At 40.1% G+C, this 25,266-nt stretch carries 22 protein-coding genes, 23 tRNA genes, 1 rRNA gene and 1 other RNA gene; 3 read left to right on the top strand and 44 right to left on the bottom strand.

The features are described 5' to 3' along the window. Positions 1 to 145 precede the first annotated feature (145 nt). Both ssrA and DBT50_RS03680 read right to left on the bottom strand, forming a co-directional pair. Positions 146 to 508: a transfer-messenger RNA gene (ssrA, locus tag DBT50_RS03685) on the bottom strand. 130 nt (positions 509 to 638) lie between these two features. After that, complete coding sequence (locus DBT50_RS03680; RefSeq protein WP_060778105.1) at positions 639 to 1,358, bottom strand: histidine phosphatase family protein; 720 nt, start codon at positions 1,356 to 1,358, stop codon at positions 639 to 641. A gap of 171 nt (positions 1,359 to 1,529) precedes the next feature. Here DBT50_RS03680 and DBT50_RS03675 point away from each other — a divergent pair, with 171 nt between their 5' ends. Beyond that, positions 1,530 to 2,045 (top strand): hypothetical protein, encoded by a 516-nt coding sequence (locus DBT50_RS03675; protein ID WP_111853294.1) that lies wholly within the window; start codon positions 1,530 to 1,532, stop codon positions 2,043 to 2,045. A gap of 77 nt (positions 2,046 to 2,122) precedes the next feature. Continuing rightward, positions 2,123 to 2,401 carry a helix-turn-helix domain-containing protein gene (locus DBT50_RS09630; RefSeq protein ID WP_111852590.1) on the top strand — a complete coding sequence of 93 codons (279 nt, stop codon included), beginning with the start codon at positions 2,123 to 2,125 and terminating at the stop codon, positions 2,399 to 2,401. Between the two features lie 195 nt (positions 2,402 to 2,596). Here DBT50_RS09630 and smpB read toward each other — a convergent pair whose 3' ends face one another. The 15 genes from smpB to clpP form a co-directional block, all read right to left on the bottom strand. Next, a complete protein-coding gene (gene smpB, locus DBT50_RS03670) occupies positions 2,597 to 3,061 on the bottom strand; it encodes an SsrA-binding protein SmpB (protein WP_013669518.1) in 465 nt (154 codons plus the stop codon). A gap of 21 nt (positions 3,062 to 3,082) precedes the next feature. Further along, positions 3,083 to 5,407: a ribonuclease R gene (rnr, locus tag DBT50_RS03665; protein ID WP_111852589.1), complete on the bottom strand. Its 2,325-nt coding sequence runs from the start codon at positions 5,405 to 5,407 to the stop codon at positions 3,083 to 3,085. A gap of 7 nt (positions 5,408 to 5,414) precedes the next feature. After that, entirely contained in the window at positions 5,415 to 6,164 is a 750-nt protein-coding gene (locus DBT50_RS03660) for an alpha/beta hydrolase (protein WP_181566096.1), read from the bottom strand. A 74-nt stretch (positions 6,165 to 6,238) separates the two neighbouring features. Then, on the bottom strand, positions 6,239 to 6,469 hold the full coding sequence (gene secG / locus DBT50_RS03655) for a preprotein translocase subunit SecG (RefSeq protein WP_013669309.1): 231 nt from the start codon (positions 6,467 to 6,469) through the stop codon (positions 6,239 to 6,241). 102 nt (positions 6,470 to 6,571) lie between these two features. Next, on the bottom strand, positions 6,572 to 7,756 hold the full coding sequence (locus tag DBT50_RS03650; RefSeq protein ID WP_111852587.1) for a 3-phosphoglycerate dehydrogenase family protein: 1,185 nt from the start codon (positions 7,754 to 7,756) through the stop codon (positions 6,572 to 6,574). Further along, entirely contained in the window at positions 7,743 to 8,834 is a 1,092-nt protein-coding gene (serC, locus tag DBT50_RS03645) for a 3-phosphoserine/phosphohydroxythreonine transaminase (RefSeq protein ID WP_111852586.1), read from the bottom strand. The genes DBT50_RS03650 and serC overlap by 14 nt, the downstream gene beginning before the upstream one ends. A 118-nt stretch (positions 8,835 to 8,952) precedes the next feature. Beyond that, on the bottom strand, positions 8,953 to 9,582 hold the full coding sequence (locus DBT50_RS03640) for a TIGR01906 family membrane protein (RefSeq protein WP_111852585.1): 630 nt from the start codon (positions 9,580 to 9,582) through the stop codon (positions 8,953 to 8,955). Continuing rightward, positions 9,555 to 10,379 (bottom strand): HAD-IIA family hydrolase, encoded by an 825-nt coding sequence (locus DBT50_RS03635; protein WP_111852584.1) that lies wholly within the window; start codon positions 10,377 to 10,379, stop codon positions 9,555 to 9,557. Before DBT50_RS03635 ends, DBT50_RS03640 begins: the two co-directional genes overlap by 28 nt. Further along, a complete protein-coding gene (locus tag DBT50_RS03630; protein WP_064293520.1) occupies positions 10,379 to 10,981 on the bottom strand; it encodes a YutD family protein in 603 nt (200 codons plus the stop codon). The genes DBT50_RS03635 and DBT50_RS03630 overlap by 1 nt, the downstream gene beginning before the upstream one ends. Positions 10,982 to 11,148: 167 nt before the next feature. After that, positions 11,149 to 12,447, bottom strand: a complete 1,299-nt coding sequence (eno, locus tag DBT50_RS03625; RefSeq protein WP_064293521.1) for a phosphopyruvate hydratase — start codon at positions 12,445 to 12,447, stop codon at positions 11,149 to 11,151. Between the two features lie 47 nt (positions 12,448 to 12,494). Beyond that, positions 12,495 to 13,250 carry a triose-phosphate isomerase gene (gene tpiA, locus DBT50_RS03620; protein ID WP_111852609.1) on the bottom strand — a complete coding sequence of 252 codons (756 nt, stop codon included), beginning with the start codon at positions 13,248 to 13,250 and terminating at the stop codon, positions 12,495 to 12,497. Positions 13,251 to 13,265: 15 nt separating this feature from the next. Further along, the gene (locus DBT50_RS03615) at positions 13,266 to 14,462 is read right to left on the bottom strand and encodes a phosphoglycerate kinase (protein WP_013668894.1); all 1,197 of its coding nucleotides are present in this window, start codon (positions 14,460 to 14,462) and stop codon (positions 13,266 to 13,268) included. A gap of 98 nt (positions 14,463 to 14,560) precedes the next feature. Further along, positions 14,561 to 15,559 (bottom strand): type I glyceraldehyde-3-phosphate dehydrogenase, encoded by a 999-nt coding sequence (gene gap / locus DBT50_RS03610; protein ID WP_064293523.1) that lies wholly within the window; start codon positions 15,557 to 15,559, stop codon positions 14,561 to 14,563. A 35-nt stretch (positions 15,560 to 15,594) separates the two neighbouring features. Further along, a complete protein-coding gene (locus tag DBT50_RS03605; RefSeq protein ID WP_070558135.1) occupies positions 15,595 to 16,635 on the bottom strand; it encodes a sugar-binding transcriptional regulator in 1,041 nt (346 codons plus the stop codon). Positions 16,636 to 16,877: 242 nt separating this feature from the next. Further along, on the bottom strand, positions 16,878 to 17,480 hold the full coding sequence (clpP, locus tag DBT50_RS03600) for an ATP-dependent Clp endopeptidase proteolytic subunit ClpP (RefSeq protein ID WP_013669776.1): 603 nt from the start codon (positions 17,478 to 17,480) through the stop codon (positions 16,878 to 16,880). A gap of 272 nt (positions 17,481 to 17,752) precedes the next feature. On the opposite strand from clpP, the gene DBT50_RS03595 reads away from it, so the two are divergent. Beyond that, positions 17,753 to 17,824, top strand: a tRNA-Arg gene (locus DBT50_RS03595). Between the two features lie 289 nt (positions 17,825 to 18,113). Here DBT50_RS03595 and DBT50_RS03590 read toward each other — a convergent pair. The 27 genes from DBT50_RS03590 to rrf all read right to left on the bottom strand — a co-directional run bounded on the left by DBT50_RS03590 (position 18,114) and on the right by rrf (position 25,243). After that, positions 18,114 to 18,935 (bottom strand): MetQ/NlpA family ABC transporter substrate-binding protein, encoded by an 822-nt coding sequence (locus DBT50_RS03590; protein WP_111852583.1) that lies wholly within the window; start codon positions 18,933 to 18,935, stop codon positions 18,114 to 18,116. 335 nt (positions 18,936 to 19,270) lie between these two features. Then, entirely contained in the window at positions 19,271 to 21,268 is a 1,998-nt protein-coding gene (locus DBT50_RS03585; protein ID WP_111852582.1) for a PTS fructose transporter subunit IIABC, read from the bottom strand. A gap of 18 nt (positions 21,269 to 21,286) precedes the next feature. Continuing rightward, positions 21,287 to 22,207: a 1-phosphofructokinase gene (gene pfkB / locus DBT50_RS03580; protein ID WP_111852581.1), complete on the bottom strand. Its 921-nt coding sequence runs from the start codon at positions 22,205 to 22,207 to the stop codon at positions 21,287 to 21,289. Continuing rightward, the gene (locus DBT50_RS03575) at positions 22,204 to 22,944 is read right to left on the bottom strand and encodes a DeoR/GlpR family DNA-binding transcription regulator (protein ID WP_013669665.1); all 741 of its coding nucleotides are present in this window, start codon (positions 22,942 to 22,944) and stop codon (positions 22,204 to 22,206) included. The genes pfkB and DBT50_RS03575 overlap by 4 nt, the downstream gene beginning before the upstream one ends. Positions 22,945 to 23,167: 223 nt before the next feature. Beyond that, a tRNA-Glu gene (locus DBT50_RS03570) sits at positions 23,168 to 23,239 on the bottom strand. Between the two features lie 17 nt (positions 23,240 to 23,256). Beyond that, positions 23,257 to 23,329, bottom strand: a tRNA-Phe gene (locus DBT50_RS03565). 12 nt (positions 23,330 to 23,341) lie between these two features. Next, positions 23,342 to 23,414: transfer RNA gene (locus DBT50_RS03560), tRNA-Asp, on the bottom strand. Between the two features lie 23 nt (positions 23,415 to 23,437). After that, positions 23,438 to 23,510, bottom strand: a tRNA-Met gene (locus DBT50_RS03555). A gap of 41 nt (positions 23,511 to 23,551) precedes the next feature. After that, positions 23,552 to 23,623, bottom strand: a tRNA-Glu gene (locus DBT50_RS03550). Between the two features lie 9 nt (positions 23,624 to 23,632). Beyond that, positions 23,633 to 23,720 (bottom strand) — tRNA-Ser (locus DBT50_RS03545). Between the two features lie 12 nt (positions 23,721 to 23,732). After that, positions 23,733 to 23,806 (bottom strand) — tRNA-Ile (locus DBT50_RS03540). 10 nt (positions 23,807 to 23,816) lie between these two features. Further along, positions 23,817 to 23,887 (bottom strand) — tRNA-Gly (locus tag DBT50_RS03535). Between the two features lie 3 nt (positions 23,888 to 23,890). Next, a tRNA-Asp gene (locus DBT50_RS03530) sits at positions 23,891 to 23,963 on the bottom strand. Between the two features lie 17 nt (positions 23,964 to 23,980). Further along, positions 23,981 to 24,053 (bottom strand) — tRNA-Met (locus DBT50_RS03525). 11 nt (positions 24,054 to 24,064) lie between these two features. Continuing rightward, positions 24,065 to 24,154, bottom strand: a tRNA-Ser gene (locus DBT50_RS03520). Positions 24,155 to 24,174: 20 nt separating this feature from the next. After that, positions 24,175 to 24,248: transfer RNA gene (locus tag DBT50_RS03515), tRNA-Ile, on the bottom strand. Between the two features lie 9 nt (positions 24,249 to 24,257). Further along, positions 24,258 to 24,331 (bottom strand) — tRNA-Met (locus tag DBT50_RS03510). A 14-nt stretch (positions 24,332 to 24,345) separates the two neighbouring features. After that, positions 24,346 to 24,418, bottom strand: a tRNA-Ala gene (locus DBT50_RS03505). A gap of 5 nt (positions 24,419 to 24,423) precedes the next feature. Continuing rightward, a tRNA-Pro gene (locus DBT50_RS03500) sits at positions 24,424 to 24,497 on the bottom strand. Positions 24,498 to 24,501: 4 nt separating this feature from the next. Then, positions 24,502 to 24,575, bottom strand: a tRNA-Arg gene (locus tag DBT50_RS03495). An 18-nt stretch (positions 24,576 to 24,593) separates the two neighbouring features. After that, positions 24,594 to 24,679 (bottom strand) — tRNA-Leu (locus tag DBT50_RS03490). Positions 24,680 to 24,711: 32 nt separating this feature from the next. Continuing rightward, positions 24,712 to 24,783, bottom strand: a tRNA-Gly gene (locus DBT50_RS03485). 11 nt (positions 24,784 to 24,794) lie between these two features. Further along, positions 24,795 to 24,867, bottom strand: a tRNA-Thr gene (locus tag DBT50_RS03480). A gap of 11 nt (positions 24,868 to 24,878) precedes the next feature. Continuing rightward, positions 24,879 to 24,960: transfer RNA gene (locus DBT50_RS03475), tRNA-Leu, on the bottom strand. 7 nt (positions 24,961 to 24,967) lie between these two features. Further along, positions 24,968 to 25,040 (bottom strand) — tRNA-Lys (locus tag DBT50_RS03470). A 4-nt stretch (positions 25,041 to 25,044) separates the two neighbouring features. Then, positions 25,045 to 25,117 (bottom strand) — tRNA-Val (locus tag DBT50_RS03465). Between the two features lie 10 nt (positions 25,118 to 25,127). After that, positions 25,128 to 25,243 (bottom strand): 5S ribosomal RNA (gene rrf, locus DBT50_RS03460). Positions 25,244 to 25,266: the final 23 nt, after the last annotated feature.

The raw sequence follows: 25,266 nt of genomic DNA, 5'->3' as shown, positions 1-25,266 counted from the left end.
TGCAAGCTTGAATGGGAATAAGGTATATTTGGTTCAAAGTAAGTTAAACAGTGAGATGATTTTGAATAAAATTAGAAGTAAATAACAACATCTAAAAAGCGATTAAATCAAAAAAGCGGCCACTAACGACCGCTTATGCTTACTATTATGGAGGTGAGGGGAGTCGAACCCCTGTCCAGACACCCCGCTAATACAGCTTTTACACTCATAGTTTATTGTTGATTAAGCGCACTAGAGGTCAATAAACAAACCTGCTAGCTTGCGTACCTGATTATTCTCTTTCTATTGCTCCAGGCGGAAGCGCAAGACGTATCCCACTTCAATGAGACCTGTAACTAATACATGGGCGATACTAGGCAGATCTTAGCATGCTGCTAGGCAGCGAATGCTAAAGATTGACTTTCGTTTTTGTCAATTAAATTTAAGTTAACGTTTGTGACGGAGACGTAACCTCCGAAATGTAGCTGTACCCCGGTCTGATGCCTGTCGAATCCAAAAAAACACCCCCAAAGGGATACTTTTCTAATATAACAAACATCTTACCGAAAAGTCAAGATTTACGCTTCATTCAAAACTTCGACTTCATTTTTCTTATAGTTAACTTGATCCCCGTAATTTGTCAAAGTTCTTGCTGAGACTTATTCTTTTCTTTCCCGATCCTTATTCACATCATCAATTTTTTCCTCTAAAGCAAAATGATCGGTTTGATTATAGGCTTCCAAATGGTAAAAACCATCTTGATACCTAACAATAGATACACTAGCATTATCTAAGGGTTCACCTAGAGAAAATTCCGGGATTAATTCATGGATCATATTGCGAATCGTCATGCCATGACTCACAATCAGAATATTTTGATCAGTTTCACGATGAGCTGTAATCACATCGATCAAGCCTAATTCAACCCGTAGCCAGAATGTCATAAAATCCTCGGCATCATGGGTGGGATCTAACTCATGGAAAGTATCCATTTCTACCTTCACGCGGTCATTTGTAGTTAACAAGTCCTGCTTTTCATTCTCGATATAGTCAGAGACTTTTCCCCAGATCCGTTCAACTTCTAGCCCTTCAAAGCTCCCAAAGAACTGTTCCCGAAAGGCTTTACGTTTATTAATTGGAAGGTTGGAACCAGCATGGTAATTATATTTTAAAATAATCTCCGCTGTGGCTACAGTCCGTTGCAAATCACTGGTATAGACAGCCGAGAAATTGACATCACGTAAACCAATGGCGCTCCTTTGGGCATCGCGTTTACCCTTCTCTGTTAAAGGCGCATCCGCCCAACCTTGGATCCGATGATAGTGGTTGAGGTAGGTTTGGCCATGACGCATAAAATAAATTGTTACACCTTTACTCATTTCTTTCAACCTCGCATTCATACTGATAAACCTGAAACTATCATAACAAAAAATGCCCATTTTAGCGAAACATATCAAATTATAAAACGTTTACTAAAACTTTTCTGATATAATTTATTTAGATATAAAAAGATATTTCTATTCTTAAGTCTAGAAAGAGGAAGATTTCCTATGGAACGTGAACAACTCGTTAGAAACCGTCTTCTTCAACTTGAACTTCATTTTAAAAGTATAGGCTACTTTGACCGCAGGAAGGATAAGCAATTAGAATCGTCACTCCTCTTTAGCGATCAAAGACCTAATGAATTAATCATTATTTACTGCAAAGAAGGCTTTCTAACTATAAATTCTGATGATAAAAATTATATTATGGATAATAACAGCTATTGTATTATTAACAACAGAGCCCATTTAAAAGCCCAAGATATCGATGCGGAAGCTTTAGAAAAATGGTATGAATTATCGATCATCAGTCTAGTCGGCCGTAATCAAAGTTTTAAACTATCGCATGAAAACATTGCTTGTTGTCAAGACACTCATAAAGGGATTGAAAATTATTTACAATTAATTGACTACGAAGATAAAAAAGGTGAGCTTGCAGAGGACGAAAAAGAAACCATCTTACAAATGCTGATCCAAATGTTATTTACTCGAATATATTTCCAGCAAAAAATTTATTCGCCTTAAAAAGTGAATTTACCAATGAGGAAAAAATTCACTGGCTGAAGAAGTATATTGATAATTATTATACCAAGGATATTAGCTTGGACCATCTCAGTAATTTAATCAGTATGAATAAATACTATATGATTCGTCTATTTTCAGAGGCCTTTTCCGCGTCTCCGATCGATTATCTAATTAAAGTAAGAATAGATAAAACCAAGCAGCTACTGAAGTCCACCAATTTTAGTATCAGTCATGTCGGTAAATTAGTAGGCTTTGGCTCAGCTTCATACTTCTCAAAAATGTTTAAAAGACTAAACGGCATCTCACCGAGTCAATATCGGAAAGAACATAGCCAAGATAATAAAGAAAACAATTAATCACTCACAGTAGCCAAATAGCTGATTTTCTATATCATGTTTCTTCCGACCTAACGCCCCTTTTAAATAATTAAAAGGACTACGACCCCTAGTAAGTCTCAAAAGTTTGACATTTAGTCTAACTTTTGGGGAACTCTTACAGGTCATAGTCCTTTTTATGAATCCTTGTTCTTTTATAACACAAGAAATAACCTTTTAATATTTTTCTTTCATTGCCCGTTTAATATCACGCTTCATATCTTTTTCTTTTAAGGCTTGGCGCTTATCGTATTTTTTCTTTCCTTTACCAATGCCGATGAGTAATTTAGCAAAGCCTCTTTTAATATACATCCGTAGTGGGATAATCGCATAACCTTCTTGGCTAACATGCTTAGCTAGGCGATTGATTTCACGTTTCTTTAATAATAATTTTCTTGGCCGCATAGGATCCGGGTTAAAACGGTTGCCTTGTTCAAAGGGACTCACATGCATCCCATAGACCCATACCTGACCATTTTCTACCCGGGCAAAGGAATCCTTTAAGTTTACCTTCCCCTTACGAATCGATTTAATTTCTGTTCCAGTTAAGACAAGACCAGCTTCAATAGTATCTTCAATGATATAATCATGATTCGCTTTGCGATTTGTCGCTACCACATTGTCTTGCTTCTTCTTTGTCACACAGTTTCTCCCCTTTTGTTATCATTTAGCCTTTCGAATAACAAAATTCTTCTTGTTTTTCTGCTTCTTATGCTTTTTCTTATGTTTATTCTTTTTAGCTTTTTTAGAATGCTTCTTGTGTCCTTGAATATTTTTCCCTTTATGATCGGCTTTCTTAGGCTGGGAATTAGTTTTCTTAGTCTTTTTCTCTGGATTGATAATCTCAAAATCAATCTGTCTAGAGTCTGTATCAGCCTTGACCAATTTCACCCGCACTGGGTCTCCTATACGATAAATATTCCCCGTATGCTCCCCAACTAAGATCATATGTTTATCCACATAGTTATAATAATCATCATCCAAGTTAGAGATATGGACCAATCCTTCAACCGTATTAGCGAGTTGTACGAAGATACCAAACTTGGTCACTGAAGAAATAATACCATCAAATTCTTCGCCAACTTTATCAAGCATAAATTCAGTTTTCTTAAGGCTCTCGGTTTCTCTTTCGGCATCCACACTACGCCGCTCTGTTTTTGAAGCTTGGTCGGCAGTAACTTCAATGCTTTGACTGACCTCATCCTTTTTGGCAGGATTGGGCTTTTGGGTGAGATAATAACGGATGAGGCGATGGGCTAAGAGGTCAGGATAACGACGAATTGGTGAAGTAAAATGGGTATAGTCCTTGGCAGCTAGGCCGTAGTGACCAATTGGCTGGAGGTCATACTTAGCCTGTTGCATACTCCGTAAAGCCATGACTTGGACAACGGGAGCATAACTTTCACCAGCTGCTTCTTCCAGGGTATTTTGCAAATCTTTAGGACTTACTTTGCCGTCTGTTTTCTTCACATGAACCCCTAACGTTTGAGCAAATTCAATAAAGGTCTTCATCCGCTCATCATCAGGCGATTCGTGGATACGATAAATGAAAGGCAGGTGGCGCTTAGTAAATTCATGAGCCACGGTTTCATTAGCAGCTAGCATGAAAGATTCAATAATCCGTTCAGCTGTTCCACGTTCCCTAACCACAATATCAAGGGGACGGCCTTCTTTATCAACAATGATTTCAGCTTCAGGCGTATCAAAATCAATCGCCCCTCTGTGATGGCGTTTATCGCTTAAAGACTGGTGAAGTGCAGCCATGTCATTAAGCATAGGTAAAAGTTCAGCGTATTTTTCACTTAATTGTTTATCTTTACCCTCTAATAATTTATTAACGTCATCATAAACCATCCGATAGTCCGATTGGATGATGCTTGGCCCAATATGATAATTTATAACCTTAGCTGATTTAGGATCAATTTCCATCAAGCATGACATGGTTAAACGGTTCTGGTTAGCCTGTAAGGAACAAATCCCGTTGGATAAGCGTTGAGGTAGCATAGGAACCACGCGATCAGTTAAATATACGCTGGTCCCACGTTTCCAGGCTTCCTTATCAATAGCGCTCCCTGCGGTAACATAATAGGAAACATCGGCAATATGAACACCTAACTCCAGATGGCCATTGCCAAGTTTTCTTAAGGAAATCGCATCGTCCAAGTCTTTAGCATCAGCCCCATCGATGGTAATCGTAAGTAAGGAACGATAATCATCACGTTTTTGAGCCTCCCCTGGGTCAATTTGCTCAGGGACTTCCTCCGCTTCATCAAGAACCTCCTCAGGAAATTCATGAGGAATATCAAACATATTTAAGATAGCGAGAATATCGACCCCAGGAGCATCCTTATGACCAATGGTTTGGATGACACGGCCAGTCATTTGTAAGGGCTGGTCGAGAGAAGGATATTCTGCAATTTCTGCGATGACAATTTCACCCTCTACTGGGTGTAGTCCATCACTCAAGACAAAGCAAGTCATCATTTCTTCGCCTTTATTTTGAATCCTTATCCCACCAATATAACCGGATTCGGCTTTTAGCTTATCATTATAAGGAACAAATTCACCGGTCACTCGATTCAAAGCTCTTTCTAGTACCTCTGTAATCGTGCCTTCATCTTTTTGTTCTCCCCGGTTACGTTTAGTCAATTGAACCGCCACTTGGTCGCCATTCATTGCACCACCAGTTTCACCACGGGGGATGAAAATATCGTCATCAAATCCCTCAATGGAAACAAAACCAAAGCCTTTTTGATTTAAAGAAAAACTTCCCTGATAACGTTTGTCTGAATTTTTAGAAACTAAGCCCCCGTTATCAAGAATTTCGATGTCACCATTTCTCTGTAAGTGGGCAACTAATTTTATAAATTCAGGATAGTCATCACTGCTATTGCAATTAAACCTCTGACTCCATTCTTGTATCGTTAAGGGGGTCGCTTCTTTTTTTACTGCAGCGACCAATTGCTGACTGACTTGGTCTATATTCATATATGTTTTACACCACCTGGTTGAGAAATTCGATTAGTGCTTGTTCAAATGCTTGATGGGCTTTGCCAACGGTAATCACATGGCCACTATCTTCAAAATGGGCTAAGGTCACCTGAGCATTAGGCATAGCTTCTTTCAACAGACGACCACTATTATCACCGACAAGTTCATCTTGACCGGCTTCGGCGATGAAGTAAGGTTTAGTGATTGTCCCTAGTTGGCTATGCATGGAATTGTTAAAACGATTGATCTTCTCTAGGGAAAGAGAGAGGTCCGCTTCAATGTCCTTTAATTCCGCTTCCAGAGCCTCTCCACTAAAGCCTTCCTTTTCTTTGACATTTCTAGCCATGGCCATAAAAGCCTTTCCTACATTCGTATCTTCAATGTTTGTAGTCATAATAGGCGTACAGAAAGAGCCAGCTGCTATAAATTGACTCTCTTCTTCAATAAATAACTTGGTGGCAATAGAACCACCCAAAGACAAACCAAAGACCGCTAGCTTGTCATAGCCTTGGCTTTTGATAAAGGCTAAAGCTTGGCGAGCATCCTCGATCCAATCACTTGGATCTGCTGCTAAAATATCTTCTACGCGTCCAGTGCCATGACCGGTTAAATTATGACAATAGACAGTATAGCCTTCACGATTCAAAGCCCGCCCTGTCATTCTTACATCAGCTGTGGTTCCTGTATAAGCATGAAATAAGAGGACAGCTACTTCATTATCGCCGGTAAAATAAAATGATTCTTGCTTTTGCATAGAGGTCCCTGATCTTTCTAAGATTGACATTTTTCTATAAAAAAAGCTGGGATAAGCCCAGCACTTTCCTAAAACTAGGAAGATAATTTTGCTAACACGACAGCAATTATCATAAAGGCAAATCCTAGAACGCTAATAATGCGATCCATGGCCGCGTCAAAACCGCGGGCCTTTTTTCCATTCATTCCTTGGTCCATTGCGCCTGTGATATTGGCACTGGAACTTGTTTTGGCTGGGGAAATAATCACTGCTAATATCAATAAAATACTAATTACAATTATTGAAATAAGTAATATATTTTTCAAAAGTTTCCCTCGTCTCTTCTACTAGGTTTCTTAGCAATAGTAACATAATAATCATAGGGACTCAAGGAAAAAACCATTTCGTCTCATCAGGACAGCTAGTCATTATTTATTATGAGGATTTTGAATCATACGAATCTTTTTAATCCCTTTAACACTTCTAACATCTTCCATAAAGGTATTGACTTTGCTTAAAAGATCATCCCCACTCACATCGACTAAGGTGTAAGCATAATTTCCTCGACTCTTATTGATAATTTTTTCGATGTTAATATCTTCATCTGCTAGGTAACGAGATATCCCAGCCACCATATTAGGAATGTTTTCATTAATAATGGACAGACGTAATGGCGCATTGAAGGTCATTTCCACATTGGGGAAGTTGACAGAATTTTTGATTTCGCCACTTTCCAGGTACTGATTTACTTCTTGGGCCACCATCAAGGCACACTTTTCTTCAGATTGTTCGGTGCTTGCTCCTAAGTGAGGAGTCATAATAAAGTCCTCCCTACCTGCCAATTCTTCAAAATAGAAATCACTAGCAAAGTATTTCACCATGCCATTTTCTAAGAAGGTAAGCATGGCTTGGGGATCAACGGTTTCTTGACGTGAATAGTTAAGAATAATCGTTCCTGTTTTAACCAGAGAGAGGTTTTCAAAGCCAATTAAATGGTGGGTTTCTTCGGTATAGGGGGTGTGGATGGTAATGTAGTCGGATTGTTGGAAAATATCTTTCACATCATCACAATAAGACACTTTTTGGTTAATTTGCCAAGCATTTTTCACTGAAATATAGTTATCATAGCCAATGACATCCATACCTAGTTCAATTCCCGCATTAGCGACCCGAGCGCCGACATTACCTAGGCCAATAACTCCTAAGGTCTTGCCCATTAGCTCTTGACCACGGAACATCTTCTTTCCGGCTTCAACTTGCTTGTGGACATCTTCCCCATCTAAGCGGTTGATCCAATGCTCTGCTTGAAAGACATTGCGAGAGAGATTAATCATCATAGCAATAACCAGTTCCTTAACCGAGTTGGCATTGGCCCCCGGTGCATTAAAGACAACAATCCCCTTTTCACTACATTCATCAACAGGAATATTATTTACCCCCACACCTGAACGCCCGATTGCTTTTAGTTGAGACGAAAAGTTGTAGTTATGAATATCGCTACTGCGTAAAATAAGAGCGTCCGGCTCTTGGTCATTATTAATTAAGTAGCCTTGCTTACGTAAATAATTAAGCCCGGTTTCAGCGATGTTATCTAAAGTATTAATTTTTTTCATGTTTAACCTCACTTTCAAAATCCTTCATGAATTGGACTAAGGCATCCACACCCGCTTCAGGGAAGGCATTATAGATGCTTGCGCGCATCCCACCTACAGAACGATGACCTTTCAAATTAATAAATCCCTTCTCCTTGGCTGCTTGGATAAATTCTTGGTCGATATCAGCATCTTGACTGGTAAAAGGAATATTCATGAGTGAGCGATCTGATGGAAGAACCGGGTTAACAAAGATTTCTGATTGATCAATGGCTTGGTAGAGTTTAGCGGCTTTTCTTTGATTGATTTGGTCAATAGCGGCTAAGCCCCCCTGATTTTTAATCCATTCCAGAACTAAACGCATCACATAAATAGCGAAGGTTGGTGGGGTGTTGTATAAGGAATGCTTGCTGGCATGGGTTTTATAATCTAAATAAGTTGGAATTACTTGACCATTATCCTCTAATAAATCATCACGGATAATCACTACACTGACACCAGCTGGTCCAACATTCTTTTGCGCCCCCGCATAAATCAAAGCAAATTGAGAAACATCCACGGGGTGGCTAAGGAAGTCCGATGACATATCAGCGACTAAGTTTGAGCTTTTCGGATCAGGATAAGTTCGGAATTGGGTTCCCTCAATAGTATTGTTACTGGTGATATGAATGTAATCATAGTCACTGGAATTAAAATCGGTTAAGACGGGTAATTTTTGGTATTGATCGTCTTTAGAAGAGGCTAGAATAGTAGCCTTACCGGTTAATTTTTTAGCTTCTTTATAGGCCTTCTCACCCCAGCTACCACCAATAAGGTAAGCCGCTTTACCGTTTTTTAATAAGTTTAATGGAAGTGCTGAAAATTGCAAGGTTGCACCACCTTGCATAAATAACACTTGATAATTGGAAGGGACAGCTAATAATTCGCGAATTAAAGCTTCTGCTCCTTCAATGATCTCTTGAAAAGAGTCTGATCGGTGACTCATTTCCAAAACGGATAAGCCTTGACCATGATAATCAACTAAGTTCTCCTGAACATTTTCCAATACTTCCAAGGGTAAAGTTGCCGGTCCGGCAGAGAAATTCCACACACGAGTCATTTTCAACACGCCTTCCTATATAAACTCTATGATTGTTTCATGATTTTTCTTACCAATAAGTATAGCAAAGACTAGAAAAAAAGCCTATTTAATATTTAAAGGAAAAATAAAAACCAGCCTACTTTTCGAGACTAGTTTTTCCTAAACGATAAAAATAATAAAAGGCTCCTTCAACCAGAACCACCACTAAAATAAAGCAAGCCAAAAAGAATGTCTCTGGCAAGATTTCAATCACTGGGTCAAGCTTGGGATCAAAGAGCCAAGCATCATTATTGAATAAAACTTGGTGGAATAGAACAAAAACCTGGTCAAAAAATATAAGAAAGAGCGGTATTAATAAAAGAGGTAAGACCATTAACCCCTTCATGGGTCGATATAAATAGAAGTAAGCCTGGTTAGTTTTTACTTTTTTTAGGAAGCGAGCGGATAACAGACCACTGATTAATAATAAGATATATAGGATTTGAAATAGCCGCTTTACTTCATAAAAATGAAAGATCCCTTTTGGACTCATCGGAAAATGCTGTAAGGACAAGTGTTCAATCCACGGGAAATTGAGGTAAGCAATAATACGATGGTAGTCCTGGAAAATCTCCAACCATGATAAATCAACGACTTGATTGACATCTTCAAGATATGCACTCAGATAATAGAGTGGGGTAAACCAAATCGTGAAGGTAATCGCTCCACACAATATAAAAAGCACCAGGCTGCTAAGTCCTAAGTAAAATCGGATATTTCTTGCCATAATTTTCCTAATTCCTCATAATCTTTAACGATATAATCTGGCTTAGCAGAAAAATCTTCTAAGTCTTCTTTATGATGGACACCGGTCTCAATTAATATCGCCGGCATATCCATACGATTTGCCGCTAAAATATCGGTGGTTAAGTTATCACCCAGCATGGCCACTTCATCGGCTTGAAGACCTAGCTTAGCTAAGGCACCGGACATAATCAATTTTTCTGGTTTGCCACAAACCATCGGACGCGTCCGACTTACCTCACTGATCATACGACCTAGTGAGCCAGCACCGGGCACAAATCCTCGTTCATCTGGAAATTGTATATCCGGGTTAGTTAAGTAAAAATCCGCCCCTCTTTGGACTGCAATAGCTGCTTGAGCGAGCTGATCATAAAAAACACTTTGATTCAAGCCTACGACTACTAGGTCAATCTGCTGATCAATATTTGTTCTTAGTTCAAAGCCTAAGTCACTGACACTCTTTTTAAGAATTTCACTACCAATAATATAAGCGGCCTGTTGGTGATCGACCTGGTGGTAAGCGTCTTCCAGAGCATAAACTAAGGCATCTACACTACTATAAACCCTTTCTGGATCAACCAAGATATGATGTTCTTTTTCTAGGAAAGCTTGGACTTCTTGGTGGGACCTCATGGAATTATTGGTTAAAAATAAAAAGGGCATTTGACTAGTAATGAGTTTTTCAATAAATGCTTTAGCTCCCTTAATAGAACTTTTCCCACGATAAACCGTTCCATCCAAATCAATCAATAAGCCTTTTATCTTCTTAGCTTTTCTCATCACTTTTTCCTTATTTTAAACGTTTTTTTATCAGTTACTTTAACAGCATTGGCTTTACGACTGGAATTTTTCTTTTTCACCGAGAAGCGTTTACCCACTGTCTTCGTTTGTTTTTTAGAAGCTTTTTTATGATTATTTCCTTGGTTATTATGACGACTGTTCCTTCTCTTCTTGCGCTTAGAATTTTGATTATTCCGTTTACTCTTCAATTGGCGGTTACGTTCATTGATTTCTTCTTCACTACGCAGGTGCTTTAAAACAAAATAATCGCAACCAAAACTACAATATTCATACAAATAATCATCTAAAAAAGAAATTTGCTGGTCAATACTGGTGTGGGGTAATTTATCTTCATAAAAACCCTTCAAACGCAATTGTTGGAAGCTCCAATCGCCCACCACATAGTCATAGCTATCCAAAATATCCATATAGCGGTTAGCTAACTCCTGCTTATCGATGCCCGCTTCAGCATCCTTAACCACTTGAAAAGCTTGGCCATTGATTAAATAGCGATCATCAGCCTGTTGGATGACATCAGCAAAAATATAATTGTCGCTCTTACGTTGTTCTATCCAAGCTTGGCGGTCTTCTGTTTGAGACATTTAATCCCTCCTTGTTCCCTGGAATCATTAATTTCTATCTTAGCACACTTTATTTAACACGAAAAGCCTCTTAGTTTTCAAGAAGGTCATCCCCATTAGAGTAAAAATAAAAAGGTGGGAGCGACCCACCTTATTAATTAAAAACGTTTTTAAATTTACTTATTGGATTATTTGCTTAAGTTGTAGAATGCATGGATTCCTTGGTATTCAGCAGTTTCACCAAGTTGGTCTTCAATACGTAGTAATTGGTTGTATTTAGCCATCCGGTCAGTACGTGATAAGGAACCAGTCTTAATTTGACCAGCGTTGGTTGCTACAGCAATGTCAGCGATGGTTGCATCTTCAGTTTCACCAGAACGGTGGGAAACAACGGCGGTGTAGTTAGCACGTTTAGCCATTTCGATAGCGTTGAAGGTTTCAGTTAAGGTACCAATTTGGTTAACCTTAATTAAGATTGAGTTTGCAATGCCTTCTTCAATACCACGTTTCAAGTAGTCGGTATTAGTTACATAGAGGTCATCACCAACTAATTGTACTTTATCACCGATACGTTCGGTTAATAATTTGAAACCTTCCCAGTCATTTTCATCCATACCATCTTCAACAGAGATGATTGGGTATTTGTTAACTAATTCTTCGATGTATTCAACTTGTTCAGCAGCAGAGCGAACAGCAGCGCCTTCACCTTCGAATTTGGTGTAGTCATATTTTCCATCAATGTAGAATTCAGAAGAAGCACAGTCTAAAGCGATAAAGATATCTTCACCGGCTTTACGTCCAGCAGCTTCGATCGCGTCAATAATGGTTTGTAAAGCGTCTTCAGTACCTTCAAAGCGAGGAGCAAAACCACCTTCGTCACCAACGGAAGTTTCTAAACCGCGGCCTTTAAGAATGCCTTTCAAAGCGTGGAAGGTTTCAGCACCCCAACGTAAAGCTTCTCTAAATGAAGGAGCCCCTGCAGGCACAATCATAAATTCTTGGAAGGCAATTGGTGCGTCTGAGTGAGAACCACCGTTAACAATATTCATCATTGGAGTAGGTAAAACATGGGCATTGAATCCACCTAAGTAGTTATACAATGGCACGTCTAATTCATCAGCAGCAGCATGAGCAGCAGCAAGAGAAACACCTAAGATAGCATTAGCCCCTAATTTACCTTTGTTCTTGGTACCGTCTAAAGCGATCATTGCTTCATCAATACCTACTTGGTCAGTAACTTCCATACCAACAATAGCTTCAGCAATCACTGTATTAACATTTTCAACAGCTTTTAGAACGCCCTTACCTTCATAACGGTCTTTGTCGCCATCACGAAGTTCAACCGCTTCATGTTCACCAGTTGAAGCACCAGAAGGTACTAAACCACGGCCAAATGCACCTAATTCGGTATATAATTCCACTTCAACGGTTGGGTTACCACGGGAGTCCAAAATTTCACGAGCATGGATGTTAGTAATTAATGACATAGATTTTATCTCCTTTTATCTAATTAATTTTATATCTATTTGATGAATTATTCTGCAGCATTAACTAAAGCAAGAAAATCGTCGACTTGAAGACTAGCTCCCCCTACTAGGGCGCCATCAATATTTTCTTGAGCTAAGATATCTTTTACATTAGCAGGTTTCACTGAACCACCGTAGAGGACACGAACAGCGTCACTAGCTTCTTGACCAGCAACTTCAAAAACAACGTCACGGATATGGCCACAAATTTCTTCAGCGTCTTCTGGAGAGGCGGTTTTACCGGTACCAATTGCCCAGATAGGTTCATAAGCAATGACACTCTTAGCAATTTCTTCTTGGCTAAGTTCTTTTAAGGCTGCCTTGATTTGTCCAGTGATCCATTCTTTGGCAATACCTTCTTCACGTTGCTCTAAGGTTTCACCGCAACAAATAATTGGGGTCATACCATTATCGAAGATTGCTGTAGCTTTCTTAGCAACATCTTCATCGCTTTCGTTAAATAATTCCCGACGTTCAGAGTGACCGATAACCACGTAGCTCGCTCCTAGATCAGCTAAAGCTAAAGGTGAAATTTCTCCAGTGAAAGCCCCACTATTTTCATAGTAGCAGTTTTGAGCACCAACTTTAATGTTAGTGCCTTGACTTTCAGAGAGTAAGCTTTGAACGTATAAAGCTGGTGGGCAAACCAAAACTTCAGCCTTTTCGTTACCACTTAATTTAGCTTTCAAGTCTTCAATAAAAGCTTTTGCTTCACTAGCGGTTTTATTTAATTTCCAGTTTCCGGCAATTAAAACTTGTCTCACTTTGTTCATCCTTCCTTATTTTTCACTTAACGCTTCAACACCTGGTAGAGGATTACCTTCTAAGAATTGTAAAGAAGCTCCCCCACCGGTAGAAATGTGTGAGAATTTTTCTGCAAAGCCTGAATTCTTAGCAGCTGATGCAGAATCTCCACCACCAACAATAGTAATGGCATCGTCAAGGTCAGCAACCGCTTTACATACGGCATTGGTACCAACGGCAAATTTTTCCATTTCAAAGACACCCATAGGGCCATTCCATACGACCGTCTTGGCATCTTCTAATTGTTTAGCGAATAATTCATTGGTCTTAGGACCGGAATCTAATCCTTCCCAACCTTCAGGAATGGCATCAGCAGCCACTACTTGCGTATTAGCGTCATTTGAAAAGTCATCGGCAACGACAACATCTACTGGCAGGTAAAGTTTGTCACCAGCTTTTTCCATAATTTCTTTAGCTAATGAAACACGGTCTTCTTCTAACAAGGAGTTACCCACTTCATAACCCTTTGCTTTTAAGAAGGTATAAGCCATCCCCCCACCAATAAGCACTTTATCGGCCTTATTAAGTAAGGATTCGATCACGGCAATTTTATCGGAAACTTTAGCCCCACCTAAGATAGCAACAAAAGGTCGCTTAGGATTATTGACTGCATCCCCTAAGAAGTTTAATTCCTTTTCCATCAAGAAGCCAGCTACCGCATGGTCAACATTAGCAGAAATACCAACATTAGATGCATGGGCACGGTGAGCGGTCCCAAAGGCATCGTTAACAAAAATACCGTCGCCTAATGAAGCCCAGTATTTACCTAATTCAGGATCGTTACCGGATTCTTTCTTGCCATCAACATCTTCAAAACGGGTATTTTCAAAGAGTAAAACTTCCCCGTCATTTAATTGGTCAATGGCTTCTTCTAACTCTTGTCCCCGAGTAGCAGGAACAAAGACTACTTTTTGCCCTAGGAGTTCTTCTAAGTGTTTAGCGACTGGAGCAAGGGACTTGTCTTTTTTGTCTTCTTCACTTTTGACTTTGCCTAAGTGAGAAAATAAGATCAATTTTCCGCCTTGTTCAATCACATATTTAATCGTTGGTAGGGCTTGGACCATACGATTATCATCGGTAATTTCTCCATCCTTCATAGGGACATTGAAGTCAACCCGCATTAAAATCTTTTTACCTTGGACATTAACATCTTTTACTGTTTCTTTTGCCATATTCATTTCTCCTTTTTCTATCACTTAGAAAAAAGGCAGGGAGCGTCTGACTCCCCGCCTTTACATGGATAGACGCTTTTATTAAACGTTAGCGTTTATTATAACTTAGCGAAGTATTCTAAGGTACGTACTAATTGTGAAGTATATGACATTTCGTTGTCATACCATGCAGCAGTCTTCACTAATTGCTTACCGTCAACGTCCATAACTTTAGTTAAGGTTGCATCGAATAAGGAACCATAAGTCATACCTACAATATCTGAAGAAACGATTTCATCTTCGTTGTAACCGAAGGATTCATTTGAAGCAGCCTTCATAGCAGCGTTAACTTCTTCAACGGTAACATTCTTTTCAAGAACGGTGAAGAATTCAGTAATAGAACCAGATTTAACAGGTACACGTTGTGCGGAACCATCTAATTTACCATTTAATTCTGGTAAAACTTGGCCAACAGCTTTTGCAGCACCGGTAGTGTTAGGAATAATGTTTTCTGCAGCGGCACGTGCACGACGGAAGTCTCCCTTACGGTGTGGAGCATCCAAGGTGTTTTGGTCCCCTGTATAAGCATGGATAGTAGACATTAAACCTTCAACAATACCAAAGCTCTTGTTTAAAGCATCTGCTAAAGGTGCTAAACAGTTAGTGGTACATGAAGCACCAGAAATAACAGTTTCATCCCCTGTTAAGATTTCGTGGTTGGTGTTGTAAACGATAGTTGGAATATCTGCTCCACCTGGTGCAGTAATAACAACTTTCTTAGCTCCACCTTTTAAGTGTAGTTCAGCTTTTTCTTTTGATGCAAAGAAACCAGTAGCTTCAAGAACAACTTCTACACCTAAGTCACCCCAAGGAATTTCAGCTGGGTCTGGATGAGACATAACTTTAACTTCTTTACCGTTTACTTTGAAGGCGTCATCTAAAACTTCAATTTCACCATTGAAACGACCATGAGTGGTGTCATATTTCAATAAGTGAGCTAACATTTTTGAGTCAGTTAAATCATTGATTGCAACTACTTCTAAACCTTCAACATCTTGGATACGACGGAAAGCTAAACGTCCGATACGTCCAAAACCATTAATACCTACTTTTACCATATTAATAATTTTCCTCCTTCGGAAATAAAATATTTTTAATGAGTTTCCTCATTTAAAACCTGATTACTTACCCCTAAATCTGTCACTAAGACAAAATTAAAGGGTGCGAGTTTTGCAAAAGCTTGAATGGCTTTTGCTTTAGCACGTCCGCCAGCAATTAGAATGGGATATTGAATATCCTTTATTTGATCTAATTGTAAACCAATACGGGGCATTTGATAAACTATTTCCCCCTCTTTGGTGTAAAAACACCCGAATGCTTCACCAATAGCTCCTTTAGCAAGGATTTTATCAATCAATTCTGATGAAAACCCCCGTCTTTGGGCCATGATTCTAGCATCGCCAACACTAAACAATAAAGCATCAGTCCGCTTTAAAATATTTAATGTTGCTTGAATGGAGGGCTCTTTTACCAATAAGTCTCTCGTTTCTTCAGTAAGAACATCAGGAACGTAGAGAGAATTAGTGGTCCCGTTTAAGCGGTGTGCGAGTTGGTCACTAATTGTATTTGCCTGAATCGCCACCGAATCGCCCATGCCACCACGGGCAGGAACAATCGTAAAATGTCGATTCTTAGTTAAGACTTTACGGTTTAAGCTCTTAGCAACCTCGAGTATTGTCGAGCCGCCTGAAACAGCCACCGTAATGTATCCTTCTGGCAAAGTATTGGCTAAATAGTTAGATAGAAAAACCCCTATTTGCGCCAAGGTACTATTTTCTTCATCAAGATTACTCTCAATAATATGTACCTCATCGATGCCTAGTTGCTTTTCTAAGCGTTGCTCCTTAGCAAATAAACTAGAATCTTCATGGAGCATTTCACGAGCAAAAGCTAAAGCTTCCTCACCCTTAGCGGTGATAACCATTCCATTTCTAGTGGAATCTAGTAACCCTTCTTTTTTAAGGATATTTGTTTCACGCCGGAGTGGTCGCTCAGTCATGTCTAACTTCTTCGCCAAAATTTGGCGACCAATAGGTTGAAAGCGTAAGACCATTTGTAAAATTTGCATCCTTTTTTTAAAGAGGTCTTCCAATTCAGGAACCACTTTAAGGATTCTACTGTAAACGGCTTTCATGACATTCAACTTTCTATTGCATGGACTTTTATTGTCCGTCATGCCTTTTTTTGACCAACATAGTGCAAAAAAATTTGAGCAGTTCTATCTGCTATTCATTTTTCTACACTAGTAGTATAACAAGAATATCATGCAGCCGCAAGCATTTTGCAGTGAAAATCCAAATTTTATAAAAACCGAGTGTACTTACTTAAGCTACACTCGGTAATCATTCTGTATATATCTTGTAAGGCTTTAAGATATTATTCTTGACCTTTTAGTCCTTGGTTAGAAGCCATGATTTCATCAATGATGCCATAGTCCTTAGCTTCTTTGGCAGTCATCCAGTAATCACGGTCCATATCTTTTTCTACTTTATCGATATCTTGACCAGAACGTTCAGCAATAATTTCTTTTAAGGTTTGCTTGGTTTGTAAGATATGACGGGCTGAGATTTCAATTTCAGTGGCTTGACCTTGAACGCCACCTAAAGGTTGGTGAATAAGCACTTCAGAATGCGGTAAGGCATAGCGTTTCCCTTTTGTGCCGCCAATTAATAGGATTGAGCCCATAGAAGCTGCTAAACCAGTAACTATGGTGACAACATCGGCATTAACAAATTGCATGGTGTCATAAATTGCCATCCCGGCAGTCACTGATCCCCCTGGACTATTAATGTAAATATAAATATCTTTATCGTTATCTTGAGCATCTAAGAAAAGTAATTGGGCAATAACACTGTTTGCCATATCATCATTAACTTCTCCACTGAGCATAATAATACGGTCTTTCAATAAGCGTGAATAAATATCATAAGCGCGTTCGCCACGAGGTGATTGTTCAATCACTGTAGGTACTAAATTCATTTAATTTCCTCCTTTTTCAACTTCCTAATCATTATAACCTTAATAGTCAATATAGGTCAATAGATAAACTTATCGCTCCTTTGACTGAGAAAATTGATGATAATTTGACATTACTGCCTTTCAGACAGTATTAGGCTAGATTTTTTACTAGCCTTCATCTGATTTTGCAAGTGAGGCTATTATAGTAAGAAATCATCGATAACAGCAATACTTTTTTTCGAGAAAGTTCTTAACAAAACTATGCTATTTGTGCTATAATATATTTATTGCTTGCGCCTATAGTGTAATGGATATCACGTAAGATTCCGGTTCTTGAGATGGGGGTTCGATTCCCTCTAGGCGCGTAATAACGTAATAAGGGGTTTCCCCCTTATAAAACTTAGTTTATAACAGCAATTAAAAGAGCAAGGCTATCAAGGAGGGCCTTGCTCTTTTAATTTGTAAGACACGTATTAGGATGCAACAAGATATATGAATTGCTAATTTGGTCCCTTAGAAGCAGATTAAGCAATTTTTTCTAAATATCTCCCAAACCCGAGTTCGCCAAGCAACTTGATCATTTAAGCATAACTAAAAGAAAATGACCTATCACCTAACTAAGGGAATCCTTAGCTAGGGATAGGTCTTTTTTAATTATTTTTGGCTTTCCCAAATTGGAATACTTGAGCCATTACTTTTTTCATCAATAATTTTAGCGACTTCAGGGGTTTGGTAGTACTTCACAATCTTCTTATAAGTTTCATTATCCTTATTCTTTTCATCAACAGCAATGACATTCCAATAAGGTTTAGAACTATCGGTCGCCTTTTCTAAATAAATGGAGTCTTTAGTTGGAACAAATCCTGCGTCGGCAGCCATATCATTATTGATGCAAGAAATCGTTACATCATTTAAGGCACTAGCTGTTTGGTTAGAGTCTAAGGTAATGAATTCCAGATTTTTTGGATTTTCAGTGATATCCTCAACGGTTGGCATGAGCCCTTTATCTGGGTTTAACTTAATTAGTCCTGCTTCTTGAAGCAATAACAGTGCCCGACTTTCATTAGAGACATCATTAGGCACAGCTACCTTGTCACCCTCTTTGACTTGATCGATACTTTCAATCTTATTGGAGAAGACTCCCATTGGGTTAAGGGTGGTATATCCAATCGTGGTGTTGTGGTAACCAGATTCTTCATTCATATTGTCCATATAAATTTCAGTTAAGGCAGCATGCATATCAATTTCATTATGCTCTAAGGCTTCAATGGGCATCCGATAATCAGTAAATTTTACCAATTCAAGGTCAATGCCTTCCTTTTCCTTCAATTCATCCTTTAAGTAGTCCCATTCATCATTTTTCTCACCAACGACCCCTACTTTTACCGTTTTATTACTATCAGTATTGCCTGATTGACAAGCCACTAAGGTAAAAGCAGCTAATAGGGTCATCAATCGTAAAATCCATTTCTTCATTGCAATTCCTCCTACTATTTTACTCATAATGAGCTGACCCTTATATTCTACTAATTAAAGCTTGTTATGACAATGTTCTTAGCCTTATTTAAAAGTATTCATCAATGATCTATAACAACTATCATAAGAATATAAAAAAGCTGCACATTCCGTGCAGCGACTTAAAGATTCTTAAATATAACTGAGTTGAGTTGTGTAAAAAAGTTATTAAGAAGGTAAGAATCTTCAATAGATAAAAGTATATCATAGATGAAAACTAGCGCCAACCAGTCTTATAACAAATTAAGCATTTCATAAAAAAAGTCCCTGTGCTAGGACACAAGGACTCATTTAAATTATTCAGCTTTTTGAGTTTTATCGCTCGATTTAGCGCGACTTAAAGAGACATTAAGGAGTAGGCCACCGATAAGTCCGCCGATTAACCATGCAAGTAAGTACATTAGACCATTAGTTACCCCACCAGCTAAGACTGCAAATACACCACCGTGAGGAACATAGGATACACAACCAAAGAACATACTTAAGGCTCCAGCAATTCCTGAACCAAGGGCTAGTGGTGGAATCACATGTAGTGGATCTTTAGCAGCGAAAGGAATCGCACCTTCAGTAATGAAGGCAGCCCCCATGACATAGTTAACATAAGCACTATTACGTTCATCTTCAGTCCATAGACTCTTCTTTAAGGTAGCAGAGATACCAATGGCTAATGGTGGCACCATACCACCACACATTACGGCTGCCATCACGTTAGATCCTGCACCAGCTGATGCGGTGACTAAAGCAGTACCAGTAACATAGGCGGCTTTATTAATCGGACCCCCCATATCGATAGACATCATCGCTCCAACCACAAAACCTAAGATAATGGTCATGGAAGGTGGAATACTATTGATAAGGCTCATTAAGCCGTTCATCACTGCGCCCATTGGTCCATTGATCACAAAGAGCATCAAGAAGCCCATAATCAATACCCCAAGGACTGGGTATAGGAAGATCGATTTCATCCCGTTTAAGGATTTAGGTAGCCAGGCAAATAGTTTTTCTAATAGCCAAACAATACCGCCGGCTAAGAAACCAGCAACCAAGGCGCCAAGGAAACCAGAAGAAACCGAATTTTCAAAAATTCCAACCCCAGTAAAGGCAGCAAATTTACTTGGTTCCGCACAGATACCACCGATAACCCCGATAACTAAACCGATACGGTCTGCCATGGAATGACCGATAAAACCAGCCAACATAGGTAGCATCATGGCAAAGGATAAGTTACCTACTGTATTTAAGGCTTGCGCAATTTGGTTGTAATCATCAGCAGCTGGATCAGCGGAAGTAATGCCCCAGAAGAATGACAAGGCAATTAAGATACCACCAGCAACAACGAATGGTAACATATGAGAAACACCATTCATTAAGTGCTTATAAGCTAAACGGCCTAATGTTTCGCCATCTGAACTCTCTTCTTCTTCAGCATTTTGGTCTTTCTTAGCATGATAGATTGGTAGCTTATCATTGGCTGCTCGTTCCACTAACTGGTCAGCTTTGTTAACCCCATCACCAACAGGAACAATAATGATTGGTTTGCCATCGAAACGAGCCATTTCAACTTGTTTGTCAGCAGCAACAATAACAGCTGTCGCTTCTTCAATATCTTTTTTGGTTAAGCGGTTTTCTACCCCACTTTGACCATTAGTTTCAACCTTAATCCGGTAACCAGCGGCTTGTCCGGCTTTTTTCAAGCGTTCTTCCGCCATATAGGTATGGGCAATCCCAGTTGGGCAAGCGGTCACGGCAACGATATATACATCATTATCAGTACTATCAGTCTTATCCGCTTCAACTGGTGCAGCTTTGGCTTCACCAGTTTCTTCTGTTGCTTCTTCACTTTCATCATGAGCCTTGATAATTTCTAGGACTTCATCAGGACTTTCTGCTTTTAATAAAGCATCTTTGACTCCGTCTTTTAACAAGACTTTAGATAATTGCGCTAAGGCCTTCAGGTGTTCCCCACCGCCCCCTTCTGGAGCAGCAATCATAAAGATTAATTTAGCTGGTTGACCGTCAAAGGATTCCCATTCAATTCCTTCTGCGCTCCGAGCAAAAATAATAGCAGCTTCTTTGATTGATTCATGTTGGGCATGGGGAATGGCAATCTCATCACCAACGCCAGTAGTGGATTGAGCTTCTCTGGCTTCTAACTTTTCCACGTAAGCCTCAGCATCACTGACGCCTCCACAATCTGAGAAACGCTTAGCTAAATGGACTAGGGTATCTTTTTTACTTTCAGTTTGTAAGTTGAGATCCATAGCCTCTTTGACAAATAAATCAGATAATTTCATTGCTTTGAATCCTCCTTTTTAATTTTCTTTCTTAACAACAATTTGATCAACTAATTCTTCAACTAAGTCTTTCGTCGTAATGCCAACGGAAAAGGCTGTTCCTGACCCAGTAGCTGCAGCGATTTTTAATGATTCGGCATAGTCCTTACTTTCAACGTAAGCACTTATAAAGCCCGACAACATGGAATCGCCAGCTCCTACAGAATTTATAACCTTTCCTGTAGGCACATTGGCCCGGTAGATATCCCCTCTTTCAGTAAGCAATAAACTCCCGTCGCCACCCAGAGATACCAAAACATTTAAAGCCCCAGCTTCCTGTAAGGCCTTGGCATATTTTATTAAATCAGCGTCTGACTCAATCTGAGTTTCGAATAGTTCACCAAGTTCTTCACGGTTTGGTTTAATAATAAAAGGTTTATATTCTAAACAGGCTTTTAATAATTGCTTATTAGAATCTAAAACAAAATTAACTTTTTTTTCTAAGCATAATTTAGCAATACGGATATAAGCTTCCTCATCCAATCCAGGAGCGGCATTTCCTGCTAGAAAGACAGTATCATTTTCTGTCAGTTCTTCATTCAAGTAAGTCATTAATTCTTGGAATTTATCAGCATCGACTCTTGGTCCTTGGGCATTAATTTCGGTTTCTTGTGGGCCTTTGAGCTTCACATTAATCCGAGTAGGCTGGTCGAGTTCAATAAAATGGGTATTGACCCCTTCAGCTTCTAACTCATCAATAATGAATTGACCGGAAAATCCACCAATAAAACCAGTGGCAATATTTTCCTTACCTAAACGCTGGAAGACGACTGATGCATTAATCCCTTTACCGCCTGCCACATAGTGGTCTTCATGGGAGCGGTTTAGGTCACCTAATTTTATATCATCAACTTGCATTACTAAATCCACAGCGGGATTAAAGGTAATGGTATAAATCATTGAGATACCTCCATAATTTTCATATAGTTTTCATATTTTGAATTGCTCTCATTAGTTAATAAAATAGCTCGGTCTAAGTCACAGACGTGACAGAAAGTACTTTGGTCAAATTTACTTGCATCAGCCAAGATATAACGGTAACGACTATGGTCAATTGCCGCCTTCTTAATTTGTGCTTCCTCAATGTCAGGTGTGGTATATCCTGTATCAAGATCAATGCCATTCATTCCTATAAAAGCTTTATCAAAGTTAAAAGATTGAACCTGAGATAAGGCTATGCCACCGATCAAGGTTCCCGTGCTTTCTTTAATTTCACCGCCCACAACAATGGTGTGGATCTGTGATTGATAGAGAGCTTGGGCAACTTCCAGGCCATTAGTCACAACAATAATTTCCTTATTAATAATCCAGGGAATCATTTCAATCGTCGTGGTACCAGAATCAAGATAAATCGTGTCATGATCAGCAACCATTTCTCCGGCTAATTTTCCAATGAGTTGTTTTTCTAAAACATTCACTTGGCTTTTCTCGGATAAGGAAGCTTCCATATTACGTTGCTGAACTCTTTTGGCTCCACCATGAATACGTTCTAATTTCCCCGCCTTTTCCAAACTATCAAAATCTCTTCTAATAGTTGATTCAGAAACAGCTAACTGTTTTGATACCTCTTGAAGATTTAAGATAGGGACTTTGGTTAAGGCTTCCATAATATACTTTTGCCTTTCTTCGGTAAGCATAATCTACCTCCCTCCATTAATTGAAATCGTTTTCTCTTTTAACATAGGATATTATAAAGGAAATCCAGCTGTTAATCAATCATTTTCTTTCATATTCTATCAAAAAGGGCCAATTTTTGACAGATTTTGCAGAATAAAGTGTATTTTATCTATCATATTGAACAAAGCTAGGAAATATATTTAGACAAATAAAAAAGCAACCCTTTATAGAGTTGCTTACATATGACCCGTACGGGAATCGAACCCGTGTTACCGCCGTGAAAGGGCGGTGTCTTAACCGCTTGACCAACGGGCCAAAATATATTTTTTGTATGGTCCGAGACAGAATCGAACTGCCGACACCTTGAGCTTCAATCAAGTGCTCTACCAACTGAGCTATCGGACCTTGAAAAAGAAACGGTCCGGACGGGATTTGAACCCGCGATCTCCTCCGTGACAGGGAGGCATGTTAACCCCTACACCACCGGACCTAAAAAAATTAGGTAAAATAAAATTGCGGAGACAGGATTCGAACCTGTGACCTCCGGGTTATGAGCCCGACGAGCTGCCAGCTGCTCTACTCCGCGGTGTCAATATCTCCAGTTTAAATTAGGATAATACCTAAATATGACCCGTACGGGAATCGAACCCGTGTTACCGCCGTGAAAGGGCGGTGTCTTAACCGCTTGACCAACGGGCCATTGGATAACGGAGGATAAGGGATTCGAACCCTTGCGTCAGTTTCCCGACCTAACGATTTAGCAAACCGTCCTCTTCGGCCTCTTGAGTAATCCTCCACAAATTATAAATGGGCCTGAATGGACTCGAACCATCGACCTCACCCTTATCAGGGGTGCGCTCTAACCAGCTGAGCTACAGGCCCATATAATGTAAGCGGGTGACGAGAATCGAACTCGCGACAACAGCTTGGAAGGCTGTGGTTTTACCACTAAACTACACCCGCATACGGTCCGGACGGGATTTGAACCCGCGATCTCCTCCGTGACAGGGAGGCATGTTAACCCCTACACCACCGGACCTATTCAATTTTGAATAATTGCGGAGGCAGGATTCGAACCTGCGACCTCCGGGTTATGAGCCCGACGAGCTGCCAGCTGCTCTACTCCGCGATAATAAGTAAAGGAGGATAAGGGATTCGAACCCTTGCGCGGTTTGACCCGCCTGACGGTTTTCAAGACCGTTCCCTTCAGCCAGACTTGGGTAATCCTCCGTAATATATAATTAACAAGATGGACCTTGTAGGACTCGAACCTACGGCCGGACGGTTATGAGCCGTCTGCTCTAACCAACTGAGCTAAAGGTCCGAACATTAATAGCGGCGGAGGGGATCGAACCCCCGACCTCCCGGGTATGAACCGGACGCTCTAGCCAGCTGAGCTACACCGCCAAATTATAATGTAATGGAGGATAGCGGGATCGAACCGCTGACCTCCTGCTTGCAAAGCAGGCGCTCTCCCAGCTGAGCTAATCCCCCCAAAGTCGGGAAAACAGGATTCGAACCTGCGACCCCTTGGTCCCAAACCAAGTGCTCTACCAAGCTGAGCTATTTCCCGGTAATGCACCCAGCAGGATTCGAACCTGCAACCGCCTGATTCGTAGTCAGGTACTCTATCCAGTTGAGCCATGGGTGCCTATTTATAAAAAGTTTATGCCGAGGACCGGAATCGAACCGGTACGGTGTTTAACCACCGCGGGATTTTAAGTCCCGTGCGTCTGCCTGTTCCGCCACCCCGGCATAATAATATTTAATTTTAAGCCATTTGGCTAAGCGGAAGACGGGATTCGAACCCGCGACCCCCACCTTGGCAAGGTGATGTTCTACCACTGAACTACTTCCGCATGAGATATAATGCCGGCTAAAGGACTTGAACCCTCGACCCCCTGATTACAAATCAGATGCTCTACCAACTGAGCTAAGCCGGCTTTTATATTAGTGCGGGTGAAGGGACTTGAACCCCCACGCCTCTCGGCGCCAGATCCTAAATCTGGTGCGTCTGCCAATTCCGCCACACCCGCATGTAAATGATCCGTGGGAGGCTCGAACTCCCGACCCTCTGATTAAAAGTCAGATGCTCTACCAACTGAGCTAACGAATCATAATGGAGAATGAGGGGCTCGAACCCCCGACATTCTGCTTGTAAGGCAGACGCTCTCCCAGCTGAGCTAATTCTCCATAAAATATTGCACGGCAACGTCCTAGTCTCACAGGGGGCAACCCCCAACTACATTCGGCGCTAAGAAGCTTAACTGCTGTGTTCGGGATGGATACAGGTGGGTCCTTCTTGCCATCGTCACCGTACAATTTATTTTTTTGAGCTTGTT

Source organism: Aerococcus tenax (genome assembly GCF_003286645.3).
Taxonomy (GTDB): domain Bacteria; phylum Bacillota; class Bacilli; order Lactobacillales; family Aerococcaceae; genus Aerococcus; species Aerococcus tenax.
The sequence above is the reverse complement of the archived record's forward strand: the minus strand, read 5'-3'. Positions and strand labels throughout refer to the sequence as shown.

Coding starts and splice junctions, on each gene's coding strand:
- DBT50_RS03680 (WP_060778105.1), bottom strand. CDS start 1,358: ATGAGTAAAGGTGTAACAATTTATTTTATGCGTCATGGCCAAACCTAC.
- DBT50_RS03675 (WP_111853294.1), top strand. CDS start 1,530: ATGGAACGTGAACAACTCGTTAGAAACCGTCTTCTTCAACTTGAACTT.
- rnr (WP_111852589.1), bottom strand. CDS start 5,407: ATGAATATAGACCAAGTCAGTCAGCAATTGGTCGCTGCAGTAAAAAAA.
- DBT50_RS03660 (WP_181566096.1), bottom strand. CDS start 6,164: ATGCAAAAGCAAGAATCATTTTATTTTACCGGCGATAATGAAGTAGCT.
- DBT50_RS03650 (WP_111852587.1), bottom strand. CDS start 7,756: ATGAAAAAAATTAATACTTTAGATAACATCGCTGAAACCGGGCTTAAT.
- serC (WP_111852586.1), bottom strand. CDS start 8,834: ATGACTCGTGTGTGGAATTTCTCTGCCGGACCGGCAACTTTACCCTTG.
- DBT50_RS03640 (WP_111852585.1), bottom strand. CDS start 9,582: ATGGCAAGAAATATCCGATTTTACTTAGGACTTAGCAGCCTGGTGCTT.
- DBT50_RS03635 (WP_111852584.1), bottom strand. CDS start 10,379: ATGAGAAAAGCTAAGAAGATAAAAGGCTTATTGATTGATTTGGATGGA.
- DBT50_RS03630 (WP_064293520.1), bottom strand. CDS start 10,981: ATGTCTCAAACAGAAGACCGCCAAGCTTGGATAGAACAACGTAAGAGC.
- eno (WP_064293521.1), bottom strand. CDS start 12,447: ATGTCATTAATTACTAACATCCATGCTCGTGAAATTTTGGACTCCCGT.
- DBT50_RS03615 (WP_013668894.1), bottom strand. CDS start 14,462: ATGGCAAAAGAAACAGTAAAAGATGTTAATGTCCAAGGTAAAAAGATT.
- gap (WP_064293523.1), bottom strand. CDS start 15,559: ATGGTAAAAGTAGGTATTAATGGTTTTGGACGTATCGGACGTTTAGCT.
- DBT50_RS03605 (WP_070558135.1), bottom strand. CDS start 16,635: ATGAAAGCCGTTTACAGTAGAATCCTTAAAGTGGTTCCTGAATTGGAA.
- clpP (WP_013669776.1), bottom strand. CDS start 17,480: ATGAATTTAGTACCTACAGTGATTGAACAATCACCTCGTGGCGAACGC.
- DBT50_RS03590 (WP_111852583.1), bottom strand. CDS start 18,935: ATGAAGAAATGGATTTTACGATTGATGACCCTATTAGCTGCTTTTACC.
- DBT50_RS03585 (WP_111852582.1), bottom strand. CDS start 21,268: ATGAAATTATCTGATTTATTTGTCAAAGAGGCTATGGATCTCAACTTA.
- pfkB (WP_111852581.1), bottom strand. CDS start 22,207: ATGATTTATACCATTACCTTTAATCCCGCTGTGGATTTAGTAATGCAA.
- DBT50_RS03575 (WP_013669665.1), bottom strand. CDS start 22,944: ATGCTTACCGAAGAAAGGCAAAAGTATATTATGGAAGCCTTAACCAAA.